This window comes from Streptococcus mitis subsp. hohhotensis (assembly GCF_020089495.2).
Taxonomy (GTDB): Bacteria; Bacillota; Bacilli; order Lactobacillales; family Streptococcaceae; genus Streptococcus; species Streptococcus hohhotensis.
The window spans coordinates 118,525-142,594 of sequence record NZ_JAIRCA020000002.1; the positions used below are offsets into that span (position 1 = coordinate 118,525).

The 24,070-nt window shown below is 35.4% G+C and carries 25 protein-coding genes, 1 tRNA gene and 2 pseudogenes; 20 read left to right on the plus strand and 8 right to left on the minus strand.

Features of this window, described 5'->3' with window-relative positions; translation table 11 throughout:
* The first annotated feature begins 123 nt into the window (after positions 1-123).
* From K4Z77_RS01610 to K4Z77_RS01635, 6 genes are all read left to right on the plus strand, one after another.
* Entirely contained in the window at positions 124-963 is an 840-nt protein-coding gene (locus tag K4Z77_RS01610) for a DegV family protein (RefSeq protein WP_061088054.1), read from the plus strand.
* Positions 964-1,070: 107 nt separating this feature from the next.
* Positions 1,071-1,346: an HU family DNA-binding protein gene (locus K4Z77_RS01615; protein WP_001284642.1), complete on the plus strand. Its 276-nt coding sequence runs from the start codon at positions 1,071-1,073 to the stop codon at positions 1,344-1,346.
* Positions 1,347-1,885: 539 nt separating this feature from the next.
* Entirely contained in the window at positions 1,886-3,061 is a 1,176-nt protein-coding gene (gene mutY / locus K4Z77_RS01620) for an A/G-specific adenine glycosylase (protein ID WP_224218234.1), read from the plus strand.
* Positions 3,062-3,116: 55 nt separating this feature from the next.
* The gene (yycF, locus tag K4Z77_RS01625; protein ID WP_224218235.1) at positions 3,117-3,824 is read left to right on the plus strand and encodes a response regulator YycF; all 708 of its coding nucleotides are present in this window, start codon (positions 3,117-3,119) and stop codon (positions 3,822-3,824) included.
* Positions 3,817-5,166, plus strand: coding sequence for a cell wall metabolism sensor histidine kinase VicK (gene vicK / locus K4Z77_RS01630; protein WP_224218236.1), 1,350 nt, complete (start codon positions 3,817-3,819; stop codon positions 5,164-5,166). The genes yycF and vicK overlap by 8 nt, the downstream gene beginning before the upstream one ends.
* A 1-nt stretch (position 5,167) precedes the next feature.
* Positions 5,168-5,977 (plus strand): MBL fold metallo-hydrolase, encoded by an 810-nt coding sequence (locus K4Z77_RS01635; RefSeq protein WP_224218237.1) that lies wholly within the window; start codon positions 5,168-5,170, stop codon positions 5,975-5,977.
* Between the two features lie 64 nt (positions 5,978-6,041).
* Here the strand turns inward: K4Z77_RS01635 and K4Z77_RS09770 are convergent.
* Together K4Z77_RS09770 and K4Z77_RS01645 are read right to left on the minus strand one after the other, a co-directional pair.
* A pseudogene (locus K4Z77_RS09770) lies at positions 6,042-6,291 on the minus strand (ISL3 family transposase); the annotation flags it as partial.
* A gap of 504 nt (positions 6,292-6,795) precedes the next feature.
* Positions 6,796-7,095, minus strand: coding sequence for a YbaB/EbfC family nucleoid-associated protein (locus K4Z77_RS01645; RefSeq protein WP_000981526.1), 300 nt, complete (start codon positions 7,093-7,095; stop codon positions 6,796-6,798).
* Positions 7,096-7,280: 185 nt separating this feature from the next.
* On the opposite strand from K4Z77_RS01645, the pseudogene K4Z77_RS09720 reads away from it, so the two are divergent.
* Positions 7,281-7,484: pseudogene (locus K4Z77_RS09720) on the plus strand (iron uptake system protein EfeO); the annotation flags it as partial.
* Between the two features lie 140 nt (positions 7,485-7,624).
* Here the strand turns inward: K4Z77_RS09720 and K4Z77_RS01655 are convergent.
* The 4 genes from K4Z77_RS01655 to K4Z77_RS01670 all read right to left on the minus strand — a co-directional run bounded on the left by K4Z77_RS01655 (position 7,625) and on the right by K4Z77_RS01670 (position 9,722).
* Complete coding sequence (locus K4Z77_RS01655; protein ID WP_224218238.1) at positions 7,625-7,984, minus strand: type II toxin-antitoxin system RelE/ParE family toxin; 360 nt, start codon at positions 7,982-7,984, stop codon at positions 7,625-7,627.
* Entirely contained in the window at positions 7,974-8,258 is a 285-nt protein-coding gene (relB, locus tag K4Z77_RS01660) for a type II toxin-antitoxin system RelB/ParD family antitoxin (RefSeq protein WP_000213594.1), read from the minus strand. The genes K4Z77_RS01655 and relB overlap by 11 nt, the downstream gene beginning before the upstream one ends.
* 190 nt (positions 8,259-8,448) lie before the next feature.
* Positions 8,449-8,691 carry a type B 50S ribosomal protein L31 gene (locus K4Z77_RS01665; RefSeq protein ID WP_000710764.1) on the minus strand — a complete coding sequence of 81 codons (243 nt, stop codon included), beginning with the start codon at positions 8,689-8,691 and terminating at the stop codon, positions 8,449-8,451.
* A gap of 95 nt (positions 8,692-8,786) precedes the next feature.
* Positions 8,787-9,722, minus strand: coding sequence for a DHH family phosphoesterase (locus K4Z77_RS01670; protein ID WP_224218239.1), 936 nt, complete (start codon positions 9,720-9,722; stop codon positions 8,787-8,789).
* Between the two features lie 103 nt (positions 9,723-9,825).
* Between K4Z77_RS01670 and K4Z77_RS01675 the strand changes: the two genes are divergently transcribed.
* The 8 genes from K4Z77_RS01675 (at position 9,826) to K4Z77_RS01710 (ending at position 14,189) form a co-directional block, all read left to right on the plus strand.
* The gene (locus tag K4Z77_RS01675) at positions 9,826-10,269 is read left to right on the plus strand and encodes a flavodoxin (RefSeq protein ID WP_001162128.1); all 444 of its coding nucleotides are present in this window, start codon (positions 9,826-9,828) and stop codon (positions 10,267-10,269) included.
* Between the two features lie 115 nt (positions 10,270-10,384).
* Entirely contained in the window at positions 10,385-10,651 is a 267-nt protein-coding gene (locus K4Z77_RS01680; protein WP_224218240.1) for a chorismate mutase, read from the plus strand.
* Positions 10,648-11,022 (plus strand): fluoride efflux transporter CrcB, encoded by a 375-nt coding sequence (gene crcB / locus K4Z77_RS01685; protein WP_224218241.1) that lies wholly within the window; start codon positions 10,648-10,650, stop codon positions 11,020-11,022. Before K4Z77_RS01680 ends, crcB (K4Z77_RS01685) begins: the two co-directional genes overlap by 4 nt.
* Entirely contained in the window at positions 11,016-11,345 is a 330-nt protein-coding gene (crcB, locus tag K4Z77_RS01690) for a fluoride efflux transporter CrcB (protein WP_224218242.1), read from the plus strand. The genes crcB (K4Z77_RS01685) and crcB (K4Z77_RS01690) overlap by 7 nt, the downstream gene beginning before the upstream one ends.
* Positions 11,346-11,463: 118 nt before the next feature.
* Positions 11,464-11,811, plus strand: a complete 348-nt coding sequence (gene rplS / locus K4Z77_RS01695; protein ID WP_001068669.1) for a 50S ribosomal protein L19 — start codon at positions 11,464-11,466, stop codon at positions 11,809-11,811.
* A 42-nt stretch (positions 11,812-11,853) separates the two neighbouring features.
* A tRNA-Arg gene (locus K4Z77_RS01700) sits at positions 11,854-11,925 on the plus strand.
* A 174-nt stretch (positions 11,926-12,099) separates the two neighbouring features.
* Complete coding sequence (locus tag K4Z77_RS01705) at positions 12,100-13,332, plus strand: hypothetical protein (RefSeq protein WP_060805727.1); 1,233 nt, start codon at positions 12,100-12,102, stop codon at positions 13,330-13,332.
* Positions 13,333-13,862: 530 nt separating this feature from the next.
* Complete coding sequence (locus K4Z77_RS01710; RefSeq protein ID WP_060805728.1) at positions 13,863-14,189, plus strand: hypothetical protein; 327 nt, start codon at positions 13,863-13,865, stop codon at positions 14,187-14,189.
* A gap of 125 nt (positions 14,190-14,314) precedes the next feature.
* On the opposite strand, the gene yidA is transcribed toward K4Z77_RS01710, so the two are convergent.
* Both yidA and K4Z77_RS01720 read right to left on the minus strand, forming a co-directional pair.
* Entirely contained in the window at positions 14,315-15,121 is an 807-nt protein-coding gene (gene yidA / locus K4Z77_RS01715) for a sugar-phosphatase (protein WP_224218244.1), read from the minus strand.
* 12 nt (positions 15,122-15,133) lie between these two features.
* A complete protein-coding gene (locus K4Z77_RS01720) occupies positions 15,134-16,381 on the minus strand; it encodes an HD domain-containing protein (RefSeq protein ID WP_224218266.1) in 1,248 nt (415 codons plus the stop codon).
* 128 nt (positions 16,382-16,509) lie between these two features.
* Between K4Z77_RS01720 and K4Z77_RS01725 the strand changes: the two genes are divergently transcribed.
* The 5 genes from K4Z77_RS01725 (at position 16,510) to K4Z77_RS01745 (ending at position 23,924) form a co-directional block, all read left to right on the plus strand.
* A complete protein-coding gene (locus K4Z77_RS01725; RefSeq protein ID WP_224218245.1) occupies positions 16,510-16,887 on the plus strand; it encodes a YwiB family protein in 378 nt (125 codons plus the stop codon).
* Positions 16,888-17,108: 221 nt separating this feature from the next.
* Entirely contained in the window at positions 17,109-19,259 is a 2,151-nt protein-coding gene (locus K4Z77_RS01730; protein WP_224218246.1) for a Dam family site-specific DNA-(adenine-N6)-methyltransferase, read from the plus strand.
* Positions 19,256-21,268 carry an AlwI family type II restriction endonuclease gene (locus K4Z77_RS01735; protein ID WP_224218247.1) on the plus strand — a complete coding sequence of 671 codons (2,013 nt, stop codon included), beginning with the start codon at positions 19,256-19,258 and terminating at the stop codon, positions 21,266-21,268. Before K4Z77_RS01730 ends, K4Z77_RS01735 begins: the two co-directional genes overlap by 4 nt.
* Positions 21,269-21,336: 68 nt before the next feature.
* Entirely contained in the window at positions 21,337-22,293 is a 957-nt protein-coding gene (locus K4Z77_RS01740; protein ID WP_224218248.1) for a hypothetical protein, read from the plus strand.
* Positions 22,294-22,343: 50 nt separating this feature from the next.
* Entirely contained in the window at positions 22,344-23,924 is a 1,581-nt protein-coding gene (locus tag K4Z77_RS01745) for an AAA family ATPase (RefSeq protein ID WP_224218249.1), read from the plus strand.
* Positions 23,925-24,070: the final 146 nt, after the last annotated feature.

Consider the following 24,070-nt stretch of genomic DNA (forward strand, 5'->3'; position numbering starts at 1 on the left):
TAAGTTGATTATATCAAATTTTTACGGAAAATTTGATTGACTCCATTAGGATTTTTAATCTTTTTTTGATATAATTAGAAGTAAGAAAACCAATCTGAATCCTAAAATAGAAAGATTGATACTATGACAAAAATTAAGATTGTAACCGATTCATCTGTTACTATTGAACCTGAACTCGTAAAACAATTAGATATTACAATCGTTCCATTATCTGTAATGATTGATAATGTTGTTTATTCTGATGCGGATTTGAAAGAAGAAGGTAAATTTCTTCAGTTGATGCAAGCAAGTAAGAATCTTCCTAAAACAAGTCAACCGCCTGTAGGTGTCTTCGCTGAAGTTTTTGAGGACCTATGCAAAGATGGTAGCCAGATTCTTGCTATTCATATGTCCCATGCTCTTTCGGGGACTGTAGAAGCAGCACGCCAAGGTGCCAGCCTATCTACTGCCGACGTGACAGTTATTGATAGTTCCTTCACTGACCAAGCCTTGAAATTCCAAGTTGTTGAGGCTGCGAAATTAGCACAAGAAGGCAAAGATATGGCGGAAATTTTATCTCACGTTGAAGAGGTAAAAAACCATACAGAGCTCTATATTGGTGTTTCAACTTTGGAAAATCTTGTTAAAGGTGGACGAATTGGCCGTGTAACTGGATTGTTGAGCTCACTTCTCAATATTCGTGTTGTCATGCAAATGAAAGACCATGAATTGCAGCCAATTGTTAAAGGTCGTGGAGCTAAAACCTTTAAAAAATGGTTAGATGAGTTGACAACATCTCTCTCTGAACGTTCTGTAGCAGAGATTGGAATTTCATATTCTGGTAATGCTGACTGGGCAAAAGAGATGAAAGAAAGCCTACAAGCCTATGTTGAAAAACCAATTTCTGTTTTAGAAACCGGTTCTATTATTCAGACTCATACAGGTGAGAATGCGTGGGCTATTTTGGTACGTTACCATTCCTAAAAAAATAAAGAAAATGCGAATAAACAGCGTTTTTAACTTGACCTATAAGGGATTTTAGGATATGATTATATTTGTTAATTAGAAATTAATTTGGAGGAATCATTAACATGGCAAACAAACAAGATTTGATCGCTAAAGTAGCAGAAGCTACAGAATTGACTAAGAAAGACTCAGCAGCAGCAGTTGAAGCTGTATTTTCAGCAGTAGCTGACTACCTTGCAGCTGGTGAAAAAGTTCAATTGATCGGTTTTGGTAACTTTGAAGTTCGTGAGCGTGCTGCACGTAAAGGTCGCAACCCACAAACTGGTAAAGAAATCACAATTGCAGCTTCTAAAGTTCCAGCATTCAAAGCTGGCAAAGCTCTTAAAGACGCTGTTAAATAATCAGCCTTTAAAAAGCCTATTGTATCAAGCTTTCTAGCTTGGTCAGTAGGCTTTTTTTGTGTATAGGGGGCAAAAAAGGGGCAAAATACTATTTTTCACTTGTTTTAGGATGATGTCAACCAGCATTTTCGTTATTTTCTAAGAGTGATGAGTTTTTATTGTTTATCCGTAGGATGATCGACTATTTTAAATAATACTGTATTTCTAGCTTATACTCTTCTAAAATCTCTTCAAACCACGTCAGCTTCACCTTGGATTATATATGTGACTGACTTCGTCAGTCTTATCTACAACCTCAAAGCAGTGCTTTGAGCAACCTGCGGCTAGCTTCCTAGTTTTCTCTTTGATTTTCATTGAGTATTATTTGTCTCAAAATCAAACCATGAAGATGGATAATCGCATTCTATGATATTTTATTGATTTTCAGTTGAAGTCATATTAAAAATATTTAAGTAGAAAGAAAAGTCATATACTGTCTATTGAAAATATTATAAATCAGATAAAAAGACAGGTGAAACCTTCTGTGTTATACTAGAGATATGTTAGATTTGAAAGAATACGGTATTGTCATGTGGCCGGAGGAGAAGATTAGTTCTTTCCGTGAGAAACTTCTCGCTTGGTATGATGAAAATAAACGAGATTTACCCTGGCGTAGAAGTAAAAATCCTTATCATATCTGGGTATCTGAAATCATGCTCCAGCAGACCAGAGTGGATACGGTTATTCCTTACTACGAACGATTCTTGGACTGGTTTCCAACAGTAGAAAGTTTGGCGAATGCGTCTGAAGAGCGTTTGTTGAAGGCTTGGGAGGGACTGGGATATTATTCTCGAGTACGCAATATGCAGGCTGCGGCCCAGCAGATTATGGATGACTTTGGGGGTCAATTTCCAAATACCTATGAAGGAATTTCCAGTTTGAAAGGAATTGGCCCTTACACAGCAGGAGCCATTTCTAGTATTGCTTTTAACTTGCCTGAGCCAGCGGTCGATGGCAATGTCATGCGTGTTTTGGCGCGTCTATTTGAAGTCAATCACGATATTGGCATTCCAAGTAATCGTAAAATTTTTCAGGCGATGATGGAAATCTTGATTGATCCGGATCGTCCTGGCGACTTTAACCAAGCTTTGATGGACTTAGGGTCTGATATTGAGGCTCCTGTAAATCCTAGGCCAGAAGAAAGTCCAGTGAAGGACTTTAGTGCGGCATATCAGAATGGAAGCATGGATCGTTATCCAATTAAGGCTCCAAAGAAAAAGCCAGTTCCCATTTATCTAAAAGCACTAGTTGTGAAAAATGCTCAGGGGCAATTTCTACTTGAAAAAAATGAGAGTGAAAAGTTGTTGGCAGGATTTTGGCATTTTCCCTTGATAGAAGTAGATGAGTTTTCGCAAGAAGAGCAGTTTGACCTCTTCCATCAGGTTGCAGAAGAAAGTGTAAACTTTGGTCCCAGTCCAGAGGAGAGTTTCCGGCAGGACTATGACCTAGATGTTGATTGGCTTGATATTTATTTTGAAACTGTCAAGCATGTCTTTAGCCATCGCAAGTGGCATATTCAAATTGTAGCAGGTCAGGTGAGTGATTTCCATGATTTTTCAGATAGGGAAGTTCGCTGGCTTTCACCAGAAGAATTCAAGGATGTTCCACTTGCCAAACCACAACAAAAAATCTGGCAGGCTTATGAAAAAACCAACTTAGACAGTAGCAAAGACTAGCTATCGTGTCTTCTTGCTATTTTTTTGGTATAATAGTAGAGAAAAAGGTGAACAAATGAAAAAAATATTAATTGTAGATGATGAAAAACCAATCTCGGATATTATCAAGTTTAATATGACCAAGGAAGGTTACGAGGTTGTGACTGCTTTTAATGGTCGTGAAGCACTAGAACAATTTGAAGCAGAGCAGCCAGATATTATTATTCTGGATTTGATGCTTCCAGAAATTGATGGTTTAGAAGTTGCGAAGACTATTCGCAAGACAAGTAGTGTGCCTATTATCATGCTTTCAGCTAAGGATAGCGAATTTGATAAGGTTATCGGTTTAGAGCTTGGAGCGGATGACTATGTAACCAAACCGTTCTCAAATCGTGAGTTGCAGGCACGTGTCAAATCCCTTCTTCGTCGTACAGATTTGACTTCTGTAGATAATCAAGAGTCTGATGAAAAGAAAACTCAACCCTTGCAAATTGGGGACTTGGAGATTGTGCCAGATGCCTACGTGGCTAAAAAATATGGTGAAGAACTAGACTTAACTCACCGTGAATTTGAGCTTTTGTATCACTTGGCGTCTCATATCGGTCAAGTAATTACGCGTGAACACTTGCTTGAAACGGTCTGGGGTTATGATTATTTCGGAGATGTTCGGACTGTTGATGTAACGATTAGACGTTTGCGTGAAAAGATTGAAGACACACCAAGTCGTCCTGAGTATATCCTAACACGCCGCGGTGTTGGTTATTATATGCGAAATAATGATTAAACTAATTAAAGACACAGTTTTAACCAGTGATTTTATCTTTATCCTTATTTTACTTGGCTTTATTTTAGTCGTGACCTTGCTTTTACTAGAAAATCGTCGGGATAATATTCGATTGAAGCAAATCAATCAAAAGGTAAAAGACCTGATTGCAGGAGATTATTCTCAGGTATTGGATATGCAGGGAAGCTCTGAAATCACTAATATTACCAATAATCTCAATGATTTATCAGAAGTAATTCGCTTGACTAAAGAAAATCTGGAACAAGAGAGTAAACGGTTACACAGTATCCTCTCTTACATGACGGATGGAGTTCTTGCGACCAATCGTCGTGGGAAGATTACCATGATTAATGACACGGCTAAGAAACAGTTAGGTGTTCAGAAAGAAGATGTTCTCAACAAAAGTATTCTAGAGTTGCTTAAGATTGAAGGTGAGTATGAACTTCGTGATTTGATTACCCAAATTCCTGAGCTCATCATTGATTCTCAGGATGATAATGGTGAGTATCTGAGCCTTCGTGTACGCTTTGCCTTAATCCGTAGAGAGTCTGGCTTTATTTCTGGTTTGGTTGCTGTTTTACACGATACGACAGAGCAGGAGAAGGAAGAACGGGAACGGAGACTCTTTGTTTCTAACGTTAGTCATGAGTTAAGGACGCCTCTGACTAGTGTAAAATCCTATCTTGAAGCCTTGGATGAGGGAGCCTTGTCAGAACCTGTTGCACCAGACTTTATCAAGGTGTCTCTAGACGAAACCAACCGTATGATGAGGATGGTGACAGACCTTCTTCATCTTTCACGAATTGATAATGCAACCAGCCACCTGGATGTGGAATTGATTAATTTTACTGCATTTATTACCTTTATTCTCAACCGTTTTGATAAGATGAGGGGACCAGATGAAGAGAAAAAATATGAATTAGTCAGAGATTACCCCATTACTTCAGTCTGGATTGAGATTGATACAGATAAGATGACGCAGGTGATTGATAATATTCTCAACAATGCCATCAAGTATTCTCCAGATGGTGGGAAAATCACAGTGACCATGAAGACAACTGATGATCAGATGATTTTATCGATCTCAGACCAAGGCTTGGGTATTCCTAAGCAGGATTTACCTCGTATCTTTGACCGTTTCTATCGCGTTGACCGTGCTAGAAGTCGTGCCCAAGGTGGTACGGGTCTGGGGCTGGCTATTGCCAAAGAAATTATTAAACAACATAAGGGCTTTATTTGGGCCAAGAGTGAATACGGTAAGGGATCAACCTTCACCATTGTGCTCCCTTATGATAAGGATGCAGTGAAAGAAGAAGTATGGGAGGATGAAGTAGAGGACTAGAATGAGTGAAACAAGCTTTAAATACAGTATTTTAGCGTCGGGTTCCAGTGGAAATTCCTTTTATCTGGAAACTCCAAAAAAGAAGCTTTTAGTGGATGCAGGCTTGTCGGGCAAGAAAATTACCAGCCTACTTGCTGAAATTAATCGCAAGCCAGAAGATTTGGATGCCATCCTGATTACGCATGAGCATTCAGACCATATCCATGGAGTGGGTGTTTTGGCTCGAAAGTATGGTATGGATCTTTATGCCAATGAAAAGACCTGGCAGGCTATGGAGAATAGTAAGTATCTTGGCAAGGTGGATTCTTCGCAAAAACATATCTTTGAAATGGGCAAAACCAAAACCTTTGGAGATATCGACATCGAGAGTTTTGGTGTGAGCCATGATGCAGTCGCACCGCAGTTCTATCGCTTTATGAAGGATGATAAGAGTTTTGTCCTTTTGACAGATACAGGTTATGTCAGTGACCGTATGGCAGGGATTGTCGAAAATGCAGATGGCTATCTTATCGAGTCCAACCATGATGTAGAAATTTTGCGAGCAGGTTCTTACGCTTGGCGACTCAAACAACGAATCCTATCTGACCTAGGTCACCTTTCTAATGAGGACGGTGCTGAGGCCATGATTCGGACGCTAGGAAACCGCACTAAGAAAATCTACCTTGGACATTTATCTAAGGAGAACAATATCAAGGAGCTAGCTCACATGACCATGGTCAATCAGCTGGCTCAAGCTGATCTGGGAGTTGGAGTAGACTTTAAGGTATATGATACCTCACCAGATACCGCAACACCATTGACAGATATATAAAAGAGGCTGGAAAAAATCTTTAAAATAAAAGGATCTTTGTCAACTGTAGTGGGTTGAAGAAAAGCTAAAATCTAGAAAGGGCAAATTTTGTCCTTTCTTTTTTGATATTGTGAATCGTGGAAATCTGTTTTTTGAAGTTTTCAAAGTTCCGAAAATCAAAGGTATTGTATTGGATAAGATTATTAGTCTCTCCTAATTTTATGTTGGAATAAGGTAATTGCAGGGCGGTGATGCTTTCTTTAGAAAGATTCTAAAAAAGCCTGAAAGCAAGAATGAGCTAGCTCTAAATTCTTCTCAATGAGTACGCAAAACCTTACTCTAGAAGTAAAAATGTAATAGATTATAGTGGTGCTTTCATTCTTCTTAGCAACTCAAGAGTGTCTCTATAATCTTTTTAGTATTTAAGCACATACGAAAAGTCGGCGATACAATAGTTTACTACTATGCTGTTAGTAGCGTTTGATGACCATGTACTCATGAAATCTTTGATTAAATTGCTTCATGGCTTGGCATGACTTACAAATTGCCTTAAGTATTGAAGTAGAACAGTCTGGTGGACTGTTTTAGCCGGAATTTAGGAATATAATAACAAATGGTAAAAAAGATTAAGAACGATTTTAGTGTTTAGGACTTAGTATGAGAAAAAAGTTTTCAATATCAAGCAGTTGTGATAAAATGTAATTGTTTCATAGGATTCTTTCTAATCATTGTTTGATCGCTTTTTATCATAGATTTTATAGGACTTTTTCTACATCAAAATAGGCTCCATAATATCTATATGGGATTTACCCACTATAAATATTACAGAGCCTTTTTTATTAGAATGGCAATTTCCCTGCGAAAGCACCTAATTTTTTCTTAGTCGTTTCATCGATTTGTTCAAGAGCTGAGTTGATGGCTTGAACAGTCATATCAGAAAGGGTTTCGAGGTCTTCTGGGTCAACGACAGCTGGATTGAAGTCAATGCTGACAACTTTCTTATCGCCAGTTAAGGTCGCTTGGACAAGATCTTGAGCAGATTTGCCAACAAATTGCATAGCTGCAAGTTCAGCTTGGCTTTGTTCCATTTGTTTTTGAAGTTTTTGTGCTTGGCGCATCATGTTTTGCATGTTCATCATGTTGATTTACAGTTTCCTTTTATCTTATTTTCTTTCTTATTTTATCAATTTTGAGGTTAAAAGTCTATTGTTAGTATAAATCCCCCAACATTAAATTTTCTGAAAATTTATTAAAAAATGAGTGGAAACGTGGTATAATGAGACGTAAAATTAATTCAGGTTTTCTGAACCAATAGGAGTAAACAATGAAAAAACTAGGTTTTGTCCTTTTATCTTCAGCCTTGCTATTGACAGCTTGTGCTGTTAGGTTTGAAAAATCAGCAGATACAACCGATTCATCTAAGGTTACAGCCTTGTCTGAAGACAAGTAGAAAATGCTTGATAAGGCCACTGCTGACTATAAGACTTTTGTGCAAGAGCAAATCGATAAGCTATTGACAGATACGGAAGGCTAAATCTTGTCTAATAAAAAACTTTGTACTCTGGTTACCATTGTGTGGCTATCGAGAGTGCAAAGTTTTTTGATTTTCTAGTTAAAATGAAGACTGTATTCTTTATAATCACAAGGCTATTAAGGGAGCAGTTGACATCAAAATGATGATTTTGAGTTTTTATTATTTTTGCTTTGTAGCAAGGTAACATAGTCGCTTTTTGTGTGGAATAAGTGGGAAAGAAAAACAGTTTTTTGAGTTTGATCGATAAAGTAAAGCAAGATATATTGCCCGATAATTTTTCCTCGCGTGGGGTACTTACTGTTGATTTTTAGTCCTATTTTTTCATCTGCATCAAAGCCAGCTTCAGGAAAGGTATTTAAACTTTTTAAGCCGTCTAAAATTTTGGCCACAGTATTTTTAGCTGACTGGGGTGATAAAAGAACAGTGCTGATGTAGTTATGGATACTGTCAATTGCTTGACTCACTTCAGTAGATAGAATCACTTTATAAGCCATATCGTAGCCTCATATCATCTAGGGAAGTTCCTTGTCCGGATTCGTATTCTCTTAAGGCGCGTTCAGATTGGGCTTGTAGTTCTTGAATCAATCGTTCACGGTGTAAATCTTCTGCAGTTTTTATTGGCAAATCCTGTTCGAGAACAATCTGCTCTATAAAAAGACTAATAGCATCCGTCATAGTCATTCCTTTTTCCTTAATGATAGCTCTAGCTTGTTCCATTGATGATTCATTGATTTTAAAATTGTATTGCTTAGTAAGTGATGTAGTCATGGTATATCTCCAATCTATACTATATATAGCTAGTATATATATTTTCTATTTTTTAGGCAAGAAAAAACTTTGTACTCTAGAAACCATTGTGAGGCTATTGAGAGTGCAAAGTTTTTTTGAGTTTGGAACATGAAAACAGCAGTTAATTTCAAGAAACAAAAAAAGAACAGCCGAAGCTGTCTTTTTATCATTATTTGAGACCGTATTTTTTGTTGAAACGATCCACACGTCCATCTGCTTGAGTGAACTTTTGACGTCCAGTGTAGAATGGGTGTGAGTCTGATGAAATTTCCACACGGATCAATGGGTAAGTTTCGCCTTCGAACTCAACTGTTTCGTTAGAGCGTTTTGTTGAACCGCTAAGGAATTGGTAACCAGTAGTTGTGTCCATGAAGACAACTGGGCGATATTCTGGATGGATATCTTTTTTCATTTTGCAATATTTCCTTTCTGCCATGGTCTCTTTGCGAGCCATAGATTGTTACCATACTAGTCTATCAGATTATGAAAAGTTTGGCAAGTATTTTATCAATTTTTAAGCAAGTTTTTTAACTTTTGGTAGATGATTTCGTTTTCCTCTAGGCTATAGGAATTAGCACCGCTTGCTAGAGGGTGGCCTCCACCATCATGTTCTTTGGCAATTTCATTGATAGGATGAATTTTACTGCGTAAGCGAACACGGTAGTGGCCATCAGCCTGCTCCACAAAAATTCCCCAGAGACTGACGCTGTCAATCCGACCAGGAGCTCCTACAATAGCGGCAGTTTCAGCATCGGTGACATTGAATCGTTTTAAGATTTCCTGACTCAGGATAACACGAGCTGCGCCATTTTCATCCACTTCCAGATGGTCGTAAATGTAGCCTTGAAGTTTAGCAATTTTGTAGCTCATAGTGTCCATTTTGCGGGTGAGAGCCGCAAAGTCAAAGTTATGTTCTCTCAAATAAGCAGCCAGACGAAGAGTCCGTGCAGTGGTAGAAGGGTAGAGGAAGCGACCTGTATCACCAACAATTCCTGCAAAGAGTAATTCAGCAGCGCGATCTGACAAGGCCAGTTGGGTTGTTTGGGCAAATAGGGTAATCATCTCGCTAGCACTGCTTGAACTAGTATCCACCCATGATAGGTCACCGTATACATCATCATTTGGATGGTGGTCAATCTTAATGAGAAAATCACCTTGACTATAGCGCTTATCATCGATACGAGCAGTATTCGCCGTATCACAGACGATAACAAGTGCCCCTTGGTAGGCACTATCTTCAACAAGATCCATCTCAGCCATCCAAGTTAGAGTTGGTTCATCAAAACCAACAGCTTTGATGGTTTTTTCTGGGAAATGATGTTTGAGAAGAGCTTTCAATCCCACCTGACTTCCCAAGGCATCTGGGTCTGGTTTCATATGACGATGAATGATAATCGTGTCGTATTCTTTAATTTTTTCTAAAATTTGATGGCAAATGTCCATAAATAACCTCAATTCTTTCTTATTTCATTGTAGCACAAGAATTTTTATTTTTAAAATGAAAAAGATGTGATATAATGGAGAAAGATAAATTGAGGAGGACGATATGGCATTAGCAAAAATTGTATTTGCCAGTATGACCGGTAATACCGAAGAAATTGCAGATATTGTAGCAGACAAATTACGTGACTTGGGCTTGGATGTCGATGTTGATGAATGTACAACTGTTGACGCTTCAGACTTCTTGGAAGCAGACATCGCTATCGTTGCGACCTATACTTATGGTGATGGTGAATTGCCAGATGAGATGATGGACTTCTACGAAGACCTAGCAGATCTCAACTTGAATGGTAAAATCTACGGAGTGGTCGGCTCAGGAGATACCTTCTACGATGAATTCTGTAAGGCTGTTGATGACTTTGATCGCGTTTTTGTGTCAACAGGGGCAGAAAAAGGTTCAGAATGTGTTAAAGTTGACCTTTCTGCCGAGGAAGAAGATATTGAACGCTTAGAACAATTCGCAGAAGAATTGGCAGCTAAAGTAGGATAAGCATAAAAGTGCGCTGATACAATCAATCAGTGCATTTTTCTTATCGAGAGTTGGGATTTTACTAGCCTATTTGGTGGCTTTTTGATACAATAATTCAAATAAAGGAGGAGACTGTATGGATTTAGATAGTATTCGTCAAGAAATTGATCAAATTGACGATCAAATTGTCAAACTGTTAGAAGAACGAATGCATTTGGTTGAGGATGTAGTTGCCTATAAGAAAGCTTCGGGTAAACCAATTTTAGATACCAAGAGAGAAGAAGTTATTTTTGAAAAGGTTAGAAGTCGTGTAGAGGACAAGCGCTATCAGGAGACTATTGTCGCGACTTTTTCGGACATACTCAAACGTTCGCGTGATTACCAGGATCAAAATATCAAATGAAAAAAGAACAATTTTATCCGCTAGGGATTTTACTAGCTGCTATGTTGGGCGGACTTGTGCGCTACCTTGTTTCTACTTGGTTACCAGCCAGTCCAGACTTTCCTTGGGGCACTCTCTTTGTCAACTATCTGGGAATTTTCTGCCTGGTTTATCTTGTCAAGGGATATCTGGTCTATAAAGGAACCAGTAAAGGCGTTATTTTAGCACTGGGGACGGGCTTTTGTGGCGGTTTAACAACTTTTTCCAGTCTAATGCTTGATGCTGTGAAACTGCTTGATACAGGGCGTTATCTTAGTTTAGTTATGTATTTGCTTTTGAGTATTGGTGGAGGTCTACTCTTGGCTTATTGTCTGGGGAGGAAAAAATGGTAATGGTCTATCTTGCAATTGCTTGTGGCTGCGGAGCGCTCGTACGGTATTTCTTTTCTCGCTATAATCAAGCTTCTACATTGCCACTCGGAACGCTTATAGCCAATCTTTTAGGTTGTTTTTTGATTGGCTTATTCTACAATCATGTGGAGTCTAAGGAAGTCTATGCTATTCTAGCAACAGGATTTTGCGGAGGTTTGACAACTTTTTCGACCTTGAATGATGAACTTCAAAGACTGTTAAGAGATAAGAAGGTTTTTTACATTTACCTGACCTTGACCTACCTAGGTGGTTTGATTGCGATTTTTTTAGGAATTTTGCTATAAATTTCTTTACTTTTTTGTGGAAATTTGGTAAACTGTATCTTGTGTGTAATGGACGCACAAAAATACAGTTTATCCGCTGAGGAAGGTTCCTCAAGATTGACAAAGATAGGAGAATAAAATGAATCCATTAATCCAAAGCTTGACTGAAGGTCAACTTCGTACAGATATCCCATCATTCCGTCCTGGTGACACTGTTCGTGTACACGCGAAAGTTGTCGAAGGTAACCGTGAACGTATCCAGATTTTTGAAGGTGTTGTTATCGCACGTAAAGGTGCTGGTATCTCAGAAAACTACACAGTTCGTAAAATCTCTAACGGTGTAGGTGTTGAGCGTATCTTCCCAATCCACACTCCACGTGTTGAAAAAATCGAAGTTGTACGTTACGGTAAAGTACGTCGTGCGAAATTGTACTACTTGCGTGCTCTTCAAGGTAAGGCAGCTCGTATCAAAGAAATCCGTCGTTAATTCGACTAAAAAACTCTGCTTCTTCAGCAGAGTTTTTATCTAGCTCCCTTAGTTCAATGGATATAACAACTCCCTCCTAAGGAGTAGTTGCAGGTTCGATTCCTGCAGGGGGCATATAAACTATTGATTTTACTGGGTGTTTGAGGTGTTTTGTCCCAAATGACTGTTGTGATGATGAAATGTTCATCTTCAATTTGCTGTTTAGAATCATCAATGTTTCTATTCAAACAGTTGATTTAATCAATAGTTTACCTAAAGTTTACCTAAATTTTAGGAGGAGTTATAATTATGAATTTTGACGGAAAGGTTTTAGAATCATTTACTTTTCTAATTAAGTATACTTTAATTCTAAGTGTTTTTTATTACCATTTTAAAAATAAAAATAGAATTAAATTGAGAAATCCTTATTTTAGAAGTATCGATAAAATTTTGAGCAAGTATTATTCAAGTTATTTTTTCAAGTTTCATGACTTGCAATTCTATCCAAAACTTAAGTTTGTTTATAGAAATATGTTATTTGATTTTTTTAGTGAAGGAATATATCCTGAAATATTAGAATCATATATTAAAACTGAAGCTAAAAAATCTTCTTATATAAAAAACTCTTTAGCTCTAGTAATAGCTTTCTTTGGAGGTAAAGAATTAAATACTCTACTTACTAATTTTAATAGTATTAGCGCTTATTTTAATTTCGAAAGTATAGGTATTTTCTTTAGTGACATAGCTTTTCTTTTAAGTGATTCAGAAATTCGAAGTACGTTATTAATTTCTTTAGCATCGATTGTTATTATCCTTATTTCTCTTTTATTTCTATTCTCTATTTTATTACTTGATAATACCTCTTTTATTAGAAAACATAGTTTAAATAAGCAAGGCAAACATATAATAGAAGATGTGATAACTTACTATAAAAACAATGAAAATATAGAAAATTTTAACTCAAACGATTTCGTATTCACAGATGAGTACATCTCTTTATTAAATATTAGAATCATAAAGATTGAAAAGATGTACACAATCATTTTCCCTAAGAAACTTACAGAAAAAAGAAGCAAGCGTGAATGGAATATAGAAAATGTAAGAGGTAGATTTGAGATTCCTAATATACTTTTAAATAATCAGAAGTATACATTTATTTTTAAGAGAGAGTCAGAAAATTCTATTCCAAGTATAGATGATGTTAGATTTCAAAATGGTACTAGTGTAACAACAGTGGAATTAGAAAAGTTAAAAAAAATATTTGAAATACTATTTTTAGGTGCTGAAATTGAATTTACCAAATTTACATTTGTTGAAAAAATGCTTTATAAATTCACGGTAAATAAAGAAAATCCTACTATTTGGAGTAAAGTATTCAAATTTTTAAAATTCTTGGTTGTAGTCGTAGCAATGATTCTTTTTCTTTTTTTTGTAATTATGTTAGGATTATTTGTTATCGGAGATTATTTATTTTACATCTTCCTTATTCTTTATTTACTTTTAAAAATAGCTCAATATATTGTAAAAAAATTATTTAGCTAATTTTAGTTTAATCAGTATCATTATCTATACTAAGCATTGGTCTTATCATAAATTTCAATAGATTTATCCCACGAGGTGCGATAGCCATGGTTACAGTTGTGCCTTTCAACCATTTTTTACTCGTTCCACTTTAGGAAGAGAAAAAAGTGATTGAAGCATAGAATCCTGAATGGAAAGACCTTAGTACTAGTGGAGCTGAGATCCCTTCGACAGAAGCAAGTAAACGGAACATGGCAACTGTTGGGAGCATTGTTGACTTGTTCTTATCGTTTGCTTTACTCTATAGGACTGCTAAGGTAACCTACTGCCGATGAACTAAAGAACCTTCCCAAGATTGAGAACAAGGGTATTCCTAAACTTGATAATAAGAAAATTCCAAAAATAAAAAGGGGTTTAGAAGAGTAAGATTGTTAATCTAATCATGATAGAGGAGATTCAAGCTTATATCTCTTCTTTTTAGATACGGGATAATGATGTTTTCAAGTACGATGGTATGTAAGCAAGTCCGCTATGTATAAGGAGTTGAAACCATGCTAGCTACTTGTATTGATTATATAGGTGATAAGTCAGGGACCTATAAGTTGTTAAGAAATTATTCGTCCTTGCCTTTTTCTTTGATCCAGTCCAGAATAAAAGATCATGACACAGTAATAGAAGTAGACATGTTAGATTTGGACGAATTGAAAAAGGTTAGAGAATTAATTGGAGAGTTAAGTGCTATTGGAACTAAGATTACGATGAGGGATTCGACTGGTATTATCACCTTAGAATTATTAAATAATATTATTTCTACCTTCGAAGAGATTGCGGCTGAAAGAGAAGAACTAGATGCTCTGATGTTTGAGGAGGAAGAGTGATTTGTTTTGCAAGTTTCTAAAGGTAACTCGTTTGTGACGAATTCAATATTCAAAAAGAACACCCCAGAAGTAAGAGTGTCATCTCTACTTTTTGGGGTGTTATTTATTTTCTATGCTTAAGCATTTTACAGTACCCATGTACGGATAGCGTGAGCTACGCCGGATTCGTCATTTGTTTTGGTGATGTATTTGGCGATTTTTTTGATTTCTGGATTTCCATTTTCCATGACAACGGGGTTTCCAACGACTTCCAGCATGGCGCGGTCATTTTCTTCGTCTCCTATTGCCATGTTTTCCTCTTTGGTCAATCCTAGTTTTTCAGCTAAGTGGGTAATAGCTGAACCCTTGTCTACATTCTTTTTAAGGAGTTCGAGGTAGAAAGGAGCAGATTTGTTGATGGAGTAGCGCTCGTAAAATTCGGCTGGTATCTTTTCAATCGCAGCATCGAGGATTTCTGGTTCATCGATGAACATACATTTGACAATTTCTTTGTCAGCCATTTCTTCAGGAGTGCGGTAGAAAATCGGCATGCTGACGAGGGTTGATTCGTGCACAGTGTATTTTCCGATATTGCGATTGGCTGTGTAGATGCCGTCCTTGGTAATAGCGTGCATGTGGACACCGAGCTTACGACTGAGAAATTCTATATCAAGATAATCCTCATAGGTCAAGGATTCGCTGATAATCTCATGTCCTGTAGCAGTTTCTTGGACAAGGGCACCATTGAAGGTCACAACATAGTCACCCTCGTCTCTCAACTGCAAGTCGTCCAGAAGTTTGGCAACACCTGCGATAGGGCGACCAGTTGCAATGACGACTTTGACACCAGCTTCTTTGGCATCTTGGATGGCAGAAAAGACTTCAGGAGTGATTTCCTTTTGGCTGTTGACTAGGGTTCCGTCGATATCGACGGCGATTAGTTTAATACTCATAAATTTCCTCTTCTAGTTTTTATTTGGGGTAAAATGATCGTTCTCAATCAAGTGTAAAAATTGCTGGGTGATACTTGCGAAGATGCTGTTTTGGTCCAACATTTCTTTTGGAAAATAGAAACGATTATCTCCGTGGCGACTACCAGCAAGGGATTGGACGATAGGAGACAGGCTAGAGAGTTCTGCCAGTTTTCCATTTTTTTGTAAAATCTCAATCTGTGTCCGTGGATTTTCAGATTCGGGACGATAGATATCATAAGGGAGGTCAAAGTTCTTATGAATAGCAGTATAGTAGTCGGGATCAAAGCCGATATCCTCAACCAATTTTCTCATGCTGGCGAGTTGGTCTTGATCCTCTTGTGAAAAGGTAATGGATTTAAAGACCTTGCGGTTGACAAAGCGTTGCGACAAATCTGCGAGAATCTTGTCAGGACTGGTCATCCAGAGTTGGAAATAGGTATTCATCACACCATCATCCAGAGCCAGATAGTCAGACAAGGTCACATTTTTTTCAAAGAAAGGCAGGAGATGTGGAGAAGTTCGTGCAAAGAAGTCTTTTTCTTCTGGATAAAGTTCCTTGGCGCGCTTTAGGAGATTCTGTAGGAGAACTTCCATAGCGCGTGTTGCTGGGTGGAAATAAACCTGCATGTACATCTGGTAACGACTGAGGACGTAGTCTTCGATGGCGTGCATGCCATTGCGCTGAAAGGCGATGCCATTTTCGACAGGGCGAATGACTCGGAGGATTCGAGTCAGGTCAAATTCTCCATAGGAAGCACCTGTAAAATAGGAGTCGCGCAAGAGATAGTCCATGCGGTCTGCATCAATCTGACTAGAAATGAGTTGCACAACCTGCTTGTTAGGGTAGGTATGGTCTATGACACTGGCAACCTTTTCTGGAAAATCTGGCGCCACTTGTAGCAGGACTTGGTGAATCTCTGTCTCAGGACTTTGGATAATTTCCTGAGTAATGGCCTCATGATCTGTATCAAAGAGATGTTCAAAAGTATGGGAGTAAGCACCATGCCCAAGGTCATGTAGGAGAGCAGAGGTCATGGTCAAGAGAGACTCGGCAGGATTCCATTCTTCAGGATATTTTTCTTCAAAAATCTCTGTGATGCGTCGTGCAATTTCATAGACTCCTAGACAGTGGGAGAAGCGGCTGTGCTCCCCACCGTGGAAGGTATAACTGGAAGTTCCCAGTTGTTTGATACGACGCAAACGCTGAAATTCTTTTGTATTAATCAAGTCATAGATGATTTAATTATTGACATGGATGTAGTTGTGAACTGGGTCACGGAATACTTTTTCGTTCATATGACCATTATAGCAAAATCCTGCTCTTTTTGGTAAAATAGTAGGACAAGAGACAAGAAAGAGGACCTGATGTGAAGATTCGGATGCGAAATACGATTCAGTTTGATGAGCAGTTGGAAGTGATTGACCAGCTTTATGATGTAGAAGTGCATGAAAAAGGAGATTATAGCTACCTGCTTTTCTATAATGAGGAAAAGGAAAAAGTGGTTATTAAATTTCATGGTCAAGAACTGGTGATGAGCCGATTTTCCAATCCCAAGACCATTATGCGCTTTTTAAAGGATAGTGATAGTTTAGCCTATATTCCTACACCTATGGGCATGCAGGAGTTTATCATCCAAACGAGCCATTATCAAGTTGATGGGCAAAAGATTGAACTAGATTATCAACTACAAAATCAAGAGGGACATCTCTTTGCCAGCTATCAATTGGAAATTACTTGGGGCTAGGCTCATGTCTTTTTCAAATTTAGCTAGCTATCTTCTTGAATTGGCTCCCTAGTGTGGTAGATTAGGGATAATATCCAAATTTCATACAGCAGTTATATTGTTATGTACACAGAGATTAGTTTTGTACTAGTCTCTTTTTCTTTATTTTACCGAAGACTATTGGTTGGATAATCCTCTCAAATATGGTATACTCATTACTGTAAAAGGAGATGGATGCCTAAATGCTGAAAACACAAGAAATTGCCGATAAATATGGTATAACAAGACAGACATTGAATAATTGGATGCAAAAAGGAATAATTTCTCAACCTCGAAAAAATAATCGTTCTGCTTATGAATGGGAAGAAGAAAATGAAAAAGAGATTGTGAGAGTGATTTCAGAAGAAATTCCTGCAAAATATTATGTTTCAAATAAAGAGACATTAAAAATTGGGAATCGACGCTATCTTGGAAGTAAACAAAAGATGCTTGATTTCATATTGAAGACAGTATCAGAAAATATTGGAAGTATCGATAGTGTGGCGGATATATTTGGTGGAACAGGTGTTGTTGCAGACTTATTTAGAAAACAGAATAAAAAAGTTATAGTGAATGATATACTCTATAGCAACTTTGTTTCCTTTCAAACTTGGTTTTCGAATGAGGATGTAGATATTTATAAAGTTTCTCATATAATTGATGAATTAAATAATTTATCCCCTAAAAAAGGCTATGTTTCTAAGAATTTTGGTGGTGCTTACTTTTCTGAAGAAAATGCTGGAAAGATTGACTCAATTCGTGAAGAAATTGAAAAATATAAATCAGGTAATCAGAGAGAGTATTTCATGTTACTAACCAGTCTATTGTACGCTATGGATAAAGTAGCTAATACTGTGGGTCATTATGACGCTTATAGGAAAAAAATGGACTCTTGCAAGGAAATATATTTAAGAGTCCCTGAGTATAATGAAAACAAGCAGAATGAAATTTATAATAAAGATGCTAATAAATTAGTTAAAGAAATTTATGCAGACCTTGTCTATATTGATACGCCATATAATTCACGTGGTTATGAAAATGCCTACCATGTTTTAGAAAATATTGCTGAATGGAAAAAACCAGAAGTAGAAGGTGTAGCAAAGAAGGCAATTAATCGTTCAGAAAAAGGTTCTGACTATACAAAAAGTAAAGCCCCTCAGGCTTTTGAAGATTTGATTCTAAACATTAACGCTAAATATATATTGGTTAGCTATAATAATATGAATAAAAAGGGTAATTCACGCTCAAATGCTAAAATTTCAAATGAAGAAATAATCGAGATTTTATCGAAAAGAGGCAAGGTTCAGGTATTTGAAACTAATTTCGCACCTTTCACGACAGGTAAGTCTAAAATTGAAAATCATAAAGAATTACTTTATTTATGCACGGTTTCCTCTGATAATAAAAAAGAGGAAAAGTTAATAAAAAGTGCTCTTAACTATACTGGAGGAAAGTATAAGTTGCTTCCTCAGTTATTACCTCTTTTCCCTGAAGGCTATAATAAATTTATTGATTTATTCTCCGGTGGAGCAACAGTAGCAGTTAATCTTGCTAACATTGATAAATCAAAAAGTAAAAAGTATATTATCAATGATGTAAGTAAGGAATTAATCGATTTTTATAAATATTTAGAAAATCAAAAAGATGTAACGGTATTTTTGGATAAAGTAGAGGAAGCTATAGAGTTATATAAACTTTCGAATACACAGAAATATGGCTATGCTCACTACGGAGTAAACAGCTCTACGGGATTGGGTTCGTATAATAAAGAGGCTTTTCTAAAACTTCGTCAAGATTACAATAAGAAAAATTATAATAAAGTTGATAAGGAAGTGTTATTTTATCTATTAATTGTATTTGGTTTTAACAATCAAATAAGATTTAATAATAAAGGAGAGTACAATCTTCCTGTAGGTAAGCGTGATTTTAACGCTAATATGAAATCTAAACTAATTACGTTCATTCAAGGTTTACAAAATTACAATTTTGTTATCCAATCTTGTGATTTTCGTAAAACTATGAATCAAGTAAATAAAGGAGATTTTGTATATGCAGATCCTCCTTATCGCATTACTACTGCCGCTTACAATGAAAATGGTGCGTGGACATTAAAGGATGATTTGGATTTGTTTAAGTATTTAGATAGCATAAACGATAAGGGAGCTTATTTTGCTCTTTCTAATGTTGTCATTCATAACAATAAAGAAAATAAAGAATTGATGAAATGGGCTTCAAAGTATAATTTACATGTATTAGATTACCATTACAATAATAGTAATTATCAGTCTAAGGCGAAAATGAGTAATACTGTTGAAGTCTTGATTACAAACTATAATTCGAAAGGTGATATATGAGGCTAAAAGAGTCAACAAGCATTTTTAATATGGGTGATACGAGTATTCGTGTTAAAGAAGTTGTCCCTATCTACAAACAGATTTTAAAAACTCTTCAAAAGCATAATCAGTCAAATCAGGAATGGAACAATGAGAGTCAATCAAGTTTTTATTTATCAGTTTTAAGCGATTTTGCAAAAGCTGAAATAGAGGATGGAATTAATCTTTTTGGGAATTTGAATAGAAATGAAATAACTGGTTTAGACAAAAGAGGGAGAACTCTAACAAATGCTCTTGTCAAGATTGGTTTTATTAACTATGATAGAAAATTATCTCAAGTTGGGCTGAATTATATTTCTGAAACAGAGCAAGCTTTTGATAAATTAGAAGAACTTTTTGGTTTAACAATTGATAATCTTGTTTATTTTAGGCAATTATTGAAGCTTCGTATATATGATGGTAACTCTGATAAATACTTCTATAATTTCCGTTTTGCTCTTGCTTTTTTGAACAGATATAGCAAAGTTCCTGTTAGAGATTTTCTATGGATAGTGGAAAGCATTAAGCCAAACTTTTCAGAAGAAAAAATCAAAGTGATTATCGATAATTACCAATATGTTTATGATAACAATAAAACTTTTGAACAGTATAGAGATGAAGAGTTCGCTAATCATATATTGATTCCTGAAAGAGTGGATGAAGCTCGCAAAATGTTTAGTATTAAAAATTTTTCGGATGAAAACTTTAAAAAACTTTTTCCAAATCGAAAGAATAGTAATAAAAGTTTAGAATATAAAAGTTTTGTTCTTTCAATTATAAAATTTACAGAAGAAAAGACAGAGCGGTCATTTGAAGAAATGATGAGTCTTTCTAAACAAGATGCTATTAAGAAAGCTTTTGGAGATGGTAGGGCTGTTTTCAAGTATAAAAATAAAGATTCTATTCAAGATTTTATAACCAAAAACAGTGATAATCCATTGCTATCAGCTCAATATTTGGATATATATTATGCATTTGTATGGTCTAAGCATAATGATTTGATTAAAGAATACAGTGATATGTGTAAAAGAATATTTTCTTTATCTGGAGTAATCAGTTTTAATCAAGGAGTTGTATCGCTTGGTCAGCCGTGGATTTTTCCTAAACTTTTTTCTCTACTAAATGAAAATTTTAATATATCAGGAGAAGAAAGTTATGAAGAATACGAAAATAATATAAAGAGTCCTTTCTATCAAGATACTTGTATATCGGATATTTTAGATTTATCTCATAGTCAAGTTTCAGAAATACAAAATCAGATTGCAGAAGAATTCGGCGTTCCTGATATTTCAAATATCAAACAATTCGTAGAAGATACGCAGGAAATAGAATTTAGGAAATTTGTTGAACAAGAATTTGATATCACTAAAGTATCTGAAATTTTGAGTTTCATTTCTCAAAGAAATGATAAGAAGGTTCAAGAGCTTGTTACGGATAATGCTTTAGTTCCTACTATTTTCGAATATATATTGGCTATTGCATGGTACTATATATCAGATAAGAAGTTTCAACTTAGAAAGTCCATGCAGTTGACATTTTCCGCTGATAACCTACCGCTATCACATGCTGGAGGTAATAAAGGAGATATTGAGATTGAATATAGCGATAAAATGCTTTTACTTGAAGCAACATTAATGGATAAATCGACTCAAAAGCGTGGTGAGTTAGAGCCAGTTATACGCCATTCTGTAAATTTAGCACTATCTACCAATAAACCACTACAAACAATATTTGTAGCCAATGAAGTGGACGATAATGTAGTTAATATTTTTAGAGCTACATCATTCATTGAGTTGAATGGCACATTAACAAAAGGTAGTGTAAAAGGGTTAAATATCTTTGCTTTGACAATTCCAGAAATTATAAATATTTTGGATAGAGAGGTTAGTGAGCAGAAAATTTTTGATAATTTAGATGATTTTTTAGATATAGAACTTCACAGGATAGAAAACGGCTGGCGTGAAAAGATAGTGTCTGAAATTTTAGCATAGCCTGTAGGAAATGTGAGTAATTATAGGGTTTTACATAAGATAATTTGATATAGAAAGGTTTATATTCAATGATTCAAAGAGGTTCAGAGTTTAGAAAATGGGATTTACATATTCATTCTCCCTATACAGTGTTAAATAATCAGTTTGATAAACTGTCTGATGGAAGTCCAGATATAGAAAAATTCATTCAAAAGATAAAGGATGAAGACATCTCTGCGGTTGGATTGACTAATTATTTTAACTTTAATGATGATGATTTCAGATTAAAGGACAGGCTGAATAAAGAAGGAATTGCAACTTTTTTAAATCTAGAAATTAGGCTTTCATATATAAATAAATCTGACCAACTTTTTGATTATCATATAATTTTTGACAATAACTTGCCTGACATTATTATCAAAAATCTATTAGGTCAATTAAAGGCTAATATTGGTAGCACTAATAAATCTTTTAATACTTTAACAAATAGCGAAATTGAAAATGTCGCAAATATTGATTTAAGTCAATTATTGAAAGTATTAAATAATGATAAAGAGCTAAATGGGCGTTTTTTGACAGGGTTTCTTTCAAGAGGTCATGGTAGTGCTACCAGCGATTCTGACCCTAAAAATGGTGCAGTATATGAAAATATCTGTGTTAATTCAGACTTTCTAATACATTCAAGTTGTGACAATCCAGCAACCTGTAAAGATAAAAAATGTAAACACAATAATATTTTGGTAGATAGGAAATTTTGGCTTGATAAATCACCATATGTAAGACCGCTACTTCAATCCTCAGATTCTCACTCTTTGGAACAAATAGGAAGTAAATATTCTTGGGTAAAAGCAGATTTAACTTTTGATGGTTTGGAACAAATAAAGTATGAACCAGAATATCGCATTAGTGTTGAGAAAGAAAAACCAACTCTCAAAAAGGATGAACTTGTCATTGATAAGATTCTATATAACGGTCAAGATATTTATCTATCCGAAAATCTGAATACAATTATCGGTGGACGCTCAACTGGTAAATCAACTCTATAGCTAAAAAGCTAGGACAAGAGCTGAATAATGGTTCATATTCTTTTGAGAATATGGATGATTTTCACATTATTTGGAAAGATCAGCAAGAAAATAATTCCAGAAAAATAGAGTATATACCTCAAGAACACATGTTTACTTTATCCAGAGACAATAAGAAACTTAAAGATTTGGTAGGAAATATAATTCAATCCAAAGCAATGGACTCTGAGTTAAGGAAATATGAACAAAATTGCACTACTTTACACTTTGAAATTAGAGGGTTACTTGATAGTTATAAAGAGAACCAAAAAAACATTCATGAGCTAATTAAGCCAGAAGCAGAAAAACAAGCTACTAAAAATCGAATAGACATATATGAAACAAAGAAAAAAGAATTATTAAATGCTAGTGAGATAACAGAACAAGAAAGAGATTTATTTGAAAATCAAAACAAAGAATTGCAGTTATTGAAAACACAAAAAGAGATTCATGAATCTGATTTACAATATATATCTAGCATCCCTCCAATTACATTTGAATTTCAAAGTTTTAATAAAACAATTTCTCCGTCTCAAGATTTAAGGGTTAAAATTGGTCAGATTAGAGATCGGTTGCGTGATTCCGTCAGAGCACAACAGGAACATGAAATTCGGATAATTGAGTTAGAAAAAGAAAGTCTAATCAAAGCTAGTGAAAATAAAATTTTGGACATAGAAAATGATGACATATACAAGAAATGTGTTGAGGCAATGAAAAATAATTCAGAGATAGCGAGGTTAAATTCTTTAATTAAGAATGAAGTTGATATTTTAGCTAAAATTGAAGCGTTTGAAAAACAAAGGGATGAATTCGATAAGTTAAAAGAAGAAATTCAAAAAGAAATTATTTCGAAATATAAGGAATACTCTGATATTAGGGCTGAATTGTTGAATAATTTCAAAATCGAAGATGATAATGGGGATAATTTAAAGATTGCAGTTAAGTTCTCTTTAATTAATTTAGAGGCTGAATTTGATTATGTTAGTGCTCGAGGTCGTTCAAAACAAGATTTTATAGAAAAAATGACAGATTCTTTTGATAAAGTTATTGATTCTATATTCAATGATGATAGCCTTGTATTCAATGGAAATAGGGATAAGTTTAGTCATATTGAACATTTTTTTACCACTAATTTTTATGAATATAATTTCGAAATTGAATATCAAGGTGATAAATTTGAGCAGATGTCTCCTGGTAAAAAATCGTTTATCGTATTAAAGTTGATATTAGAATTCTCAGATAGTAAAATTCCTGTATTAATTGACCAGCCCGAAGATAGCTTGGATAATAGGGCAATATATAATGAATTAACGAAATACATTAAAAAAACTAAAAAGAATCGACAAATAATCATAGTTACTCACAATCCTAATATAGTTGTATCCGGTGATGCGGAAAATATTATTGTAGCTAATCAGCAATCTGATAGCCATCCAAACCAGAATGGTAAAAAATTTGATTATATAAATGGTGCTTTAGAGAACCATAATAACGATTCTACATCTGAATTTATACTTCAAAAATACAGTATCAGAAAACATGTATGTGATATTTTGGAAGGTGGAGAAGACGCCTTTATTAAGAGGGAAAATAAATACAGTATTAATGGCTAACAATAATTGTATTAGTTAAAAATGGAGAACATTAATTTATAAAAGACACATGTTTAGCTCTAGCAATCAGACTCTAGTTTTTTGGTCAGACTTTTTAAGGAGTTAGAGTTGGTCATTGGACTGCCGAGTAATGTGTGATATAATAA

Coding starts and splice junctions, on each gene's coding strand:
- K4Z77_RS01610 (WP_061088054.1), top strand. CDS start 124: ATGACAAAAATTAAGATTGTAACCGATTCATCTGTTACTATTGAACCT.
- K4Z77_RS01615 (WP_001284642.1), top strand. CDS start 1,071: ATGGCAAACAAACAAGATTTGATCGCTAAAGTAGCAGAAGCTACAGAA.
- mutY (WP_224218234.1), top strand. CDS start 1,886: ATGTTAGATTTGAAAGAATACGGTATTGTCATGTGGCCGGAGGAGAAG.
- yycF (WP_224218235.1), top strand. CDS start 3,117: ATGAAAAAAATATTAATTGTAGATGATGAAAAACCAATCTCGGATATT.
- vicK (WP_224218236.1), top strand. CDS start 3,817: ATGATTAAACTAATTAAAGACACAGTTTTAACCAGTGATTTTATCTTT.
- K4Z77_RS01635 (WP_224218237.1), top strand. CDS start 5,168: ATGAGTGAAACAAGCTTTAAATACAGTATTTTAGCGTCGGGTTCCAGT.
- K4Z77_RS01645 (WP_000981526.1), bottom strand. CDS start 7,095: ATGATGAACATGCAAAACATGATGCGCCAAGCACAAAAACTTCAAAAA.
- K4Z77_RS01655 (WP_224218238.1), bottom strand. CDS start 7,984: ATGGCTTATAAAGTGATTCTATCTACTGAAGTGAGTCAAGCAATTGAC.
- relB (WP_000213594.1), bottom strand. CDS start 8,258: ATGACTACATCACTTACTAAGCAATACAATTTTAAAATCAATGAATCA.
- K4Z77_RS01665 (WP_000710764.1), bottom strand. CDS start 8,691: ATGAAAAAAGATATCCATCCAGAATATCGCCCAGTTGTCTTCATGGAC.
- K4Z77_RS01670 (WP_224218239.1), bottom strand. CDS start 9,722: ATGGACATTTGCCATCAAATTTTAGAAAAAATTAAAGAATACGACACG.
- K4Z77_RS01675 (WP_001162128.1), top strand. CDS start 9,826: ATGGCATTAGCAAAAATTGTATTTGCCAGTATGACCGGTAATACCGAA.
- K4Z77_RS01680 (WP_224218240.1), top strand. CDS start 10,385: ATGGATTTAGATAGTATTCGTCAAGAAATTGATCAAATTGACGATCAA.
- crcB (WP_224218241.1), top strand. CDS start 10,648: ATGAAAAAAGAACAATTTTATCCGCTAGGGATTTTACTAGCTGCTATG.
- crcB (WP_224218242.1), top strand. CDS start 11,016: ATGGTAATGGTCTATCTTGCAATTGCTTGTGGCTGCGGAGCGCTCGTA.
- rplS (WP_001068669.1), top strand. CDS start 11,464: ATGAATCCATTAATCCAAAGCTTGACTGAAGGTCAACTTCGTACAGAT.
- K4Z77_RS01705 (WP_060805727.1), top strand. CDS start 12,100: ATGAATTTTGACGGAAAGGTTTTAGAATCATTTACTTTTCTAATTAAG.
- K4Z77_RS01710 (WP_060805728.1), top strand. CDS start 13,863: ATGCTAGCTACTTGTATTGATTATATAGGTGATAAGTCAGGGACCTAT.
- yidA (WP_224218244.1), bottom strand. CDS start 15,121: ATGAGTATTAAACTAATCGCCGTCGATATCGACGGAACCCTAGTCAAC.
- K4Z77_RS01730 (WP_224218246.1), top strand. CDS start 17,109: ATGCTGAAAACACAAGAAATTGCCGATAAATATGGTATAACAAGACAG.
- K4Z77_RS01735 (WP_224218247.1), top strand. CDS start 19,256: ATGAGGCTAAAAGAGTCAACAAGCATTTTTAATATGGGTGATACGAGT.
- K4Z77_RS01740 (WP_224218248.1), top strand. CDS start 21,337: ATGATTCAAAGAGGTTCAGAGTTTAGAAAATGGGATTTACATATTCAT.
- K4Z77_RS01745 (WP_224218249.1), top strand. CDS start 22,344: ATGGATGATTTTCACATTATTTGGAAAGATCAGCAAGAAAATAATTCC.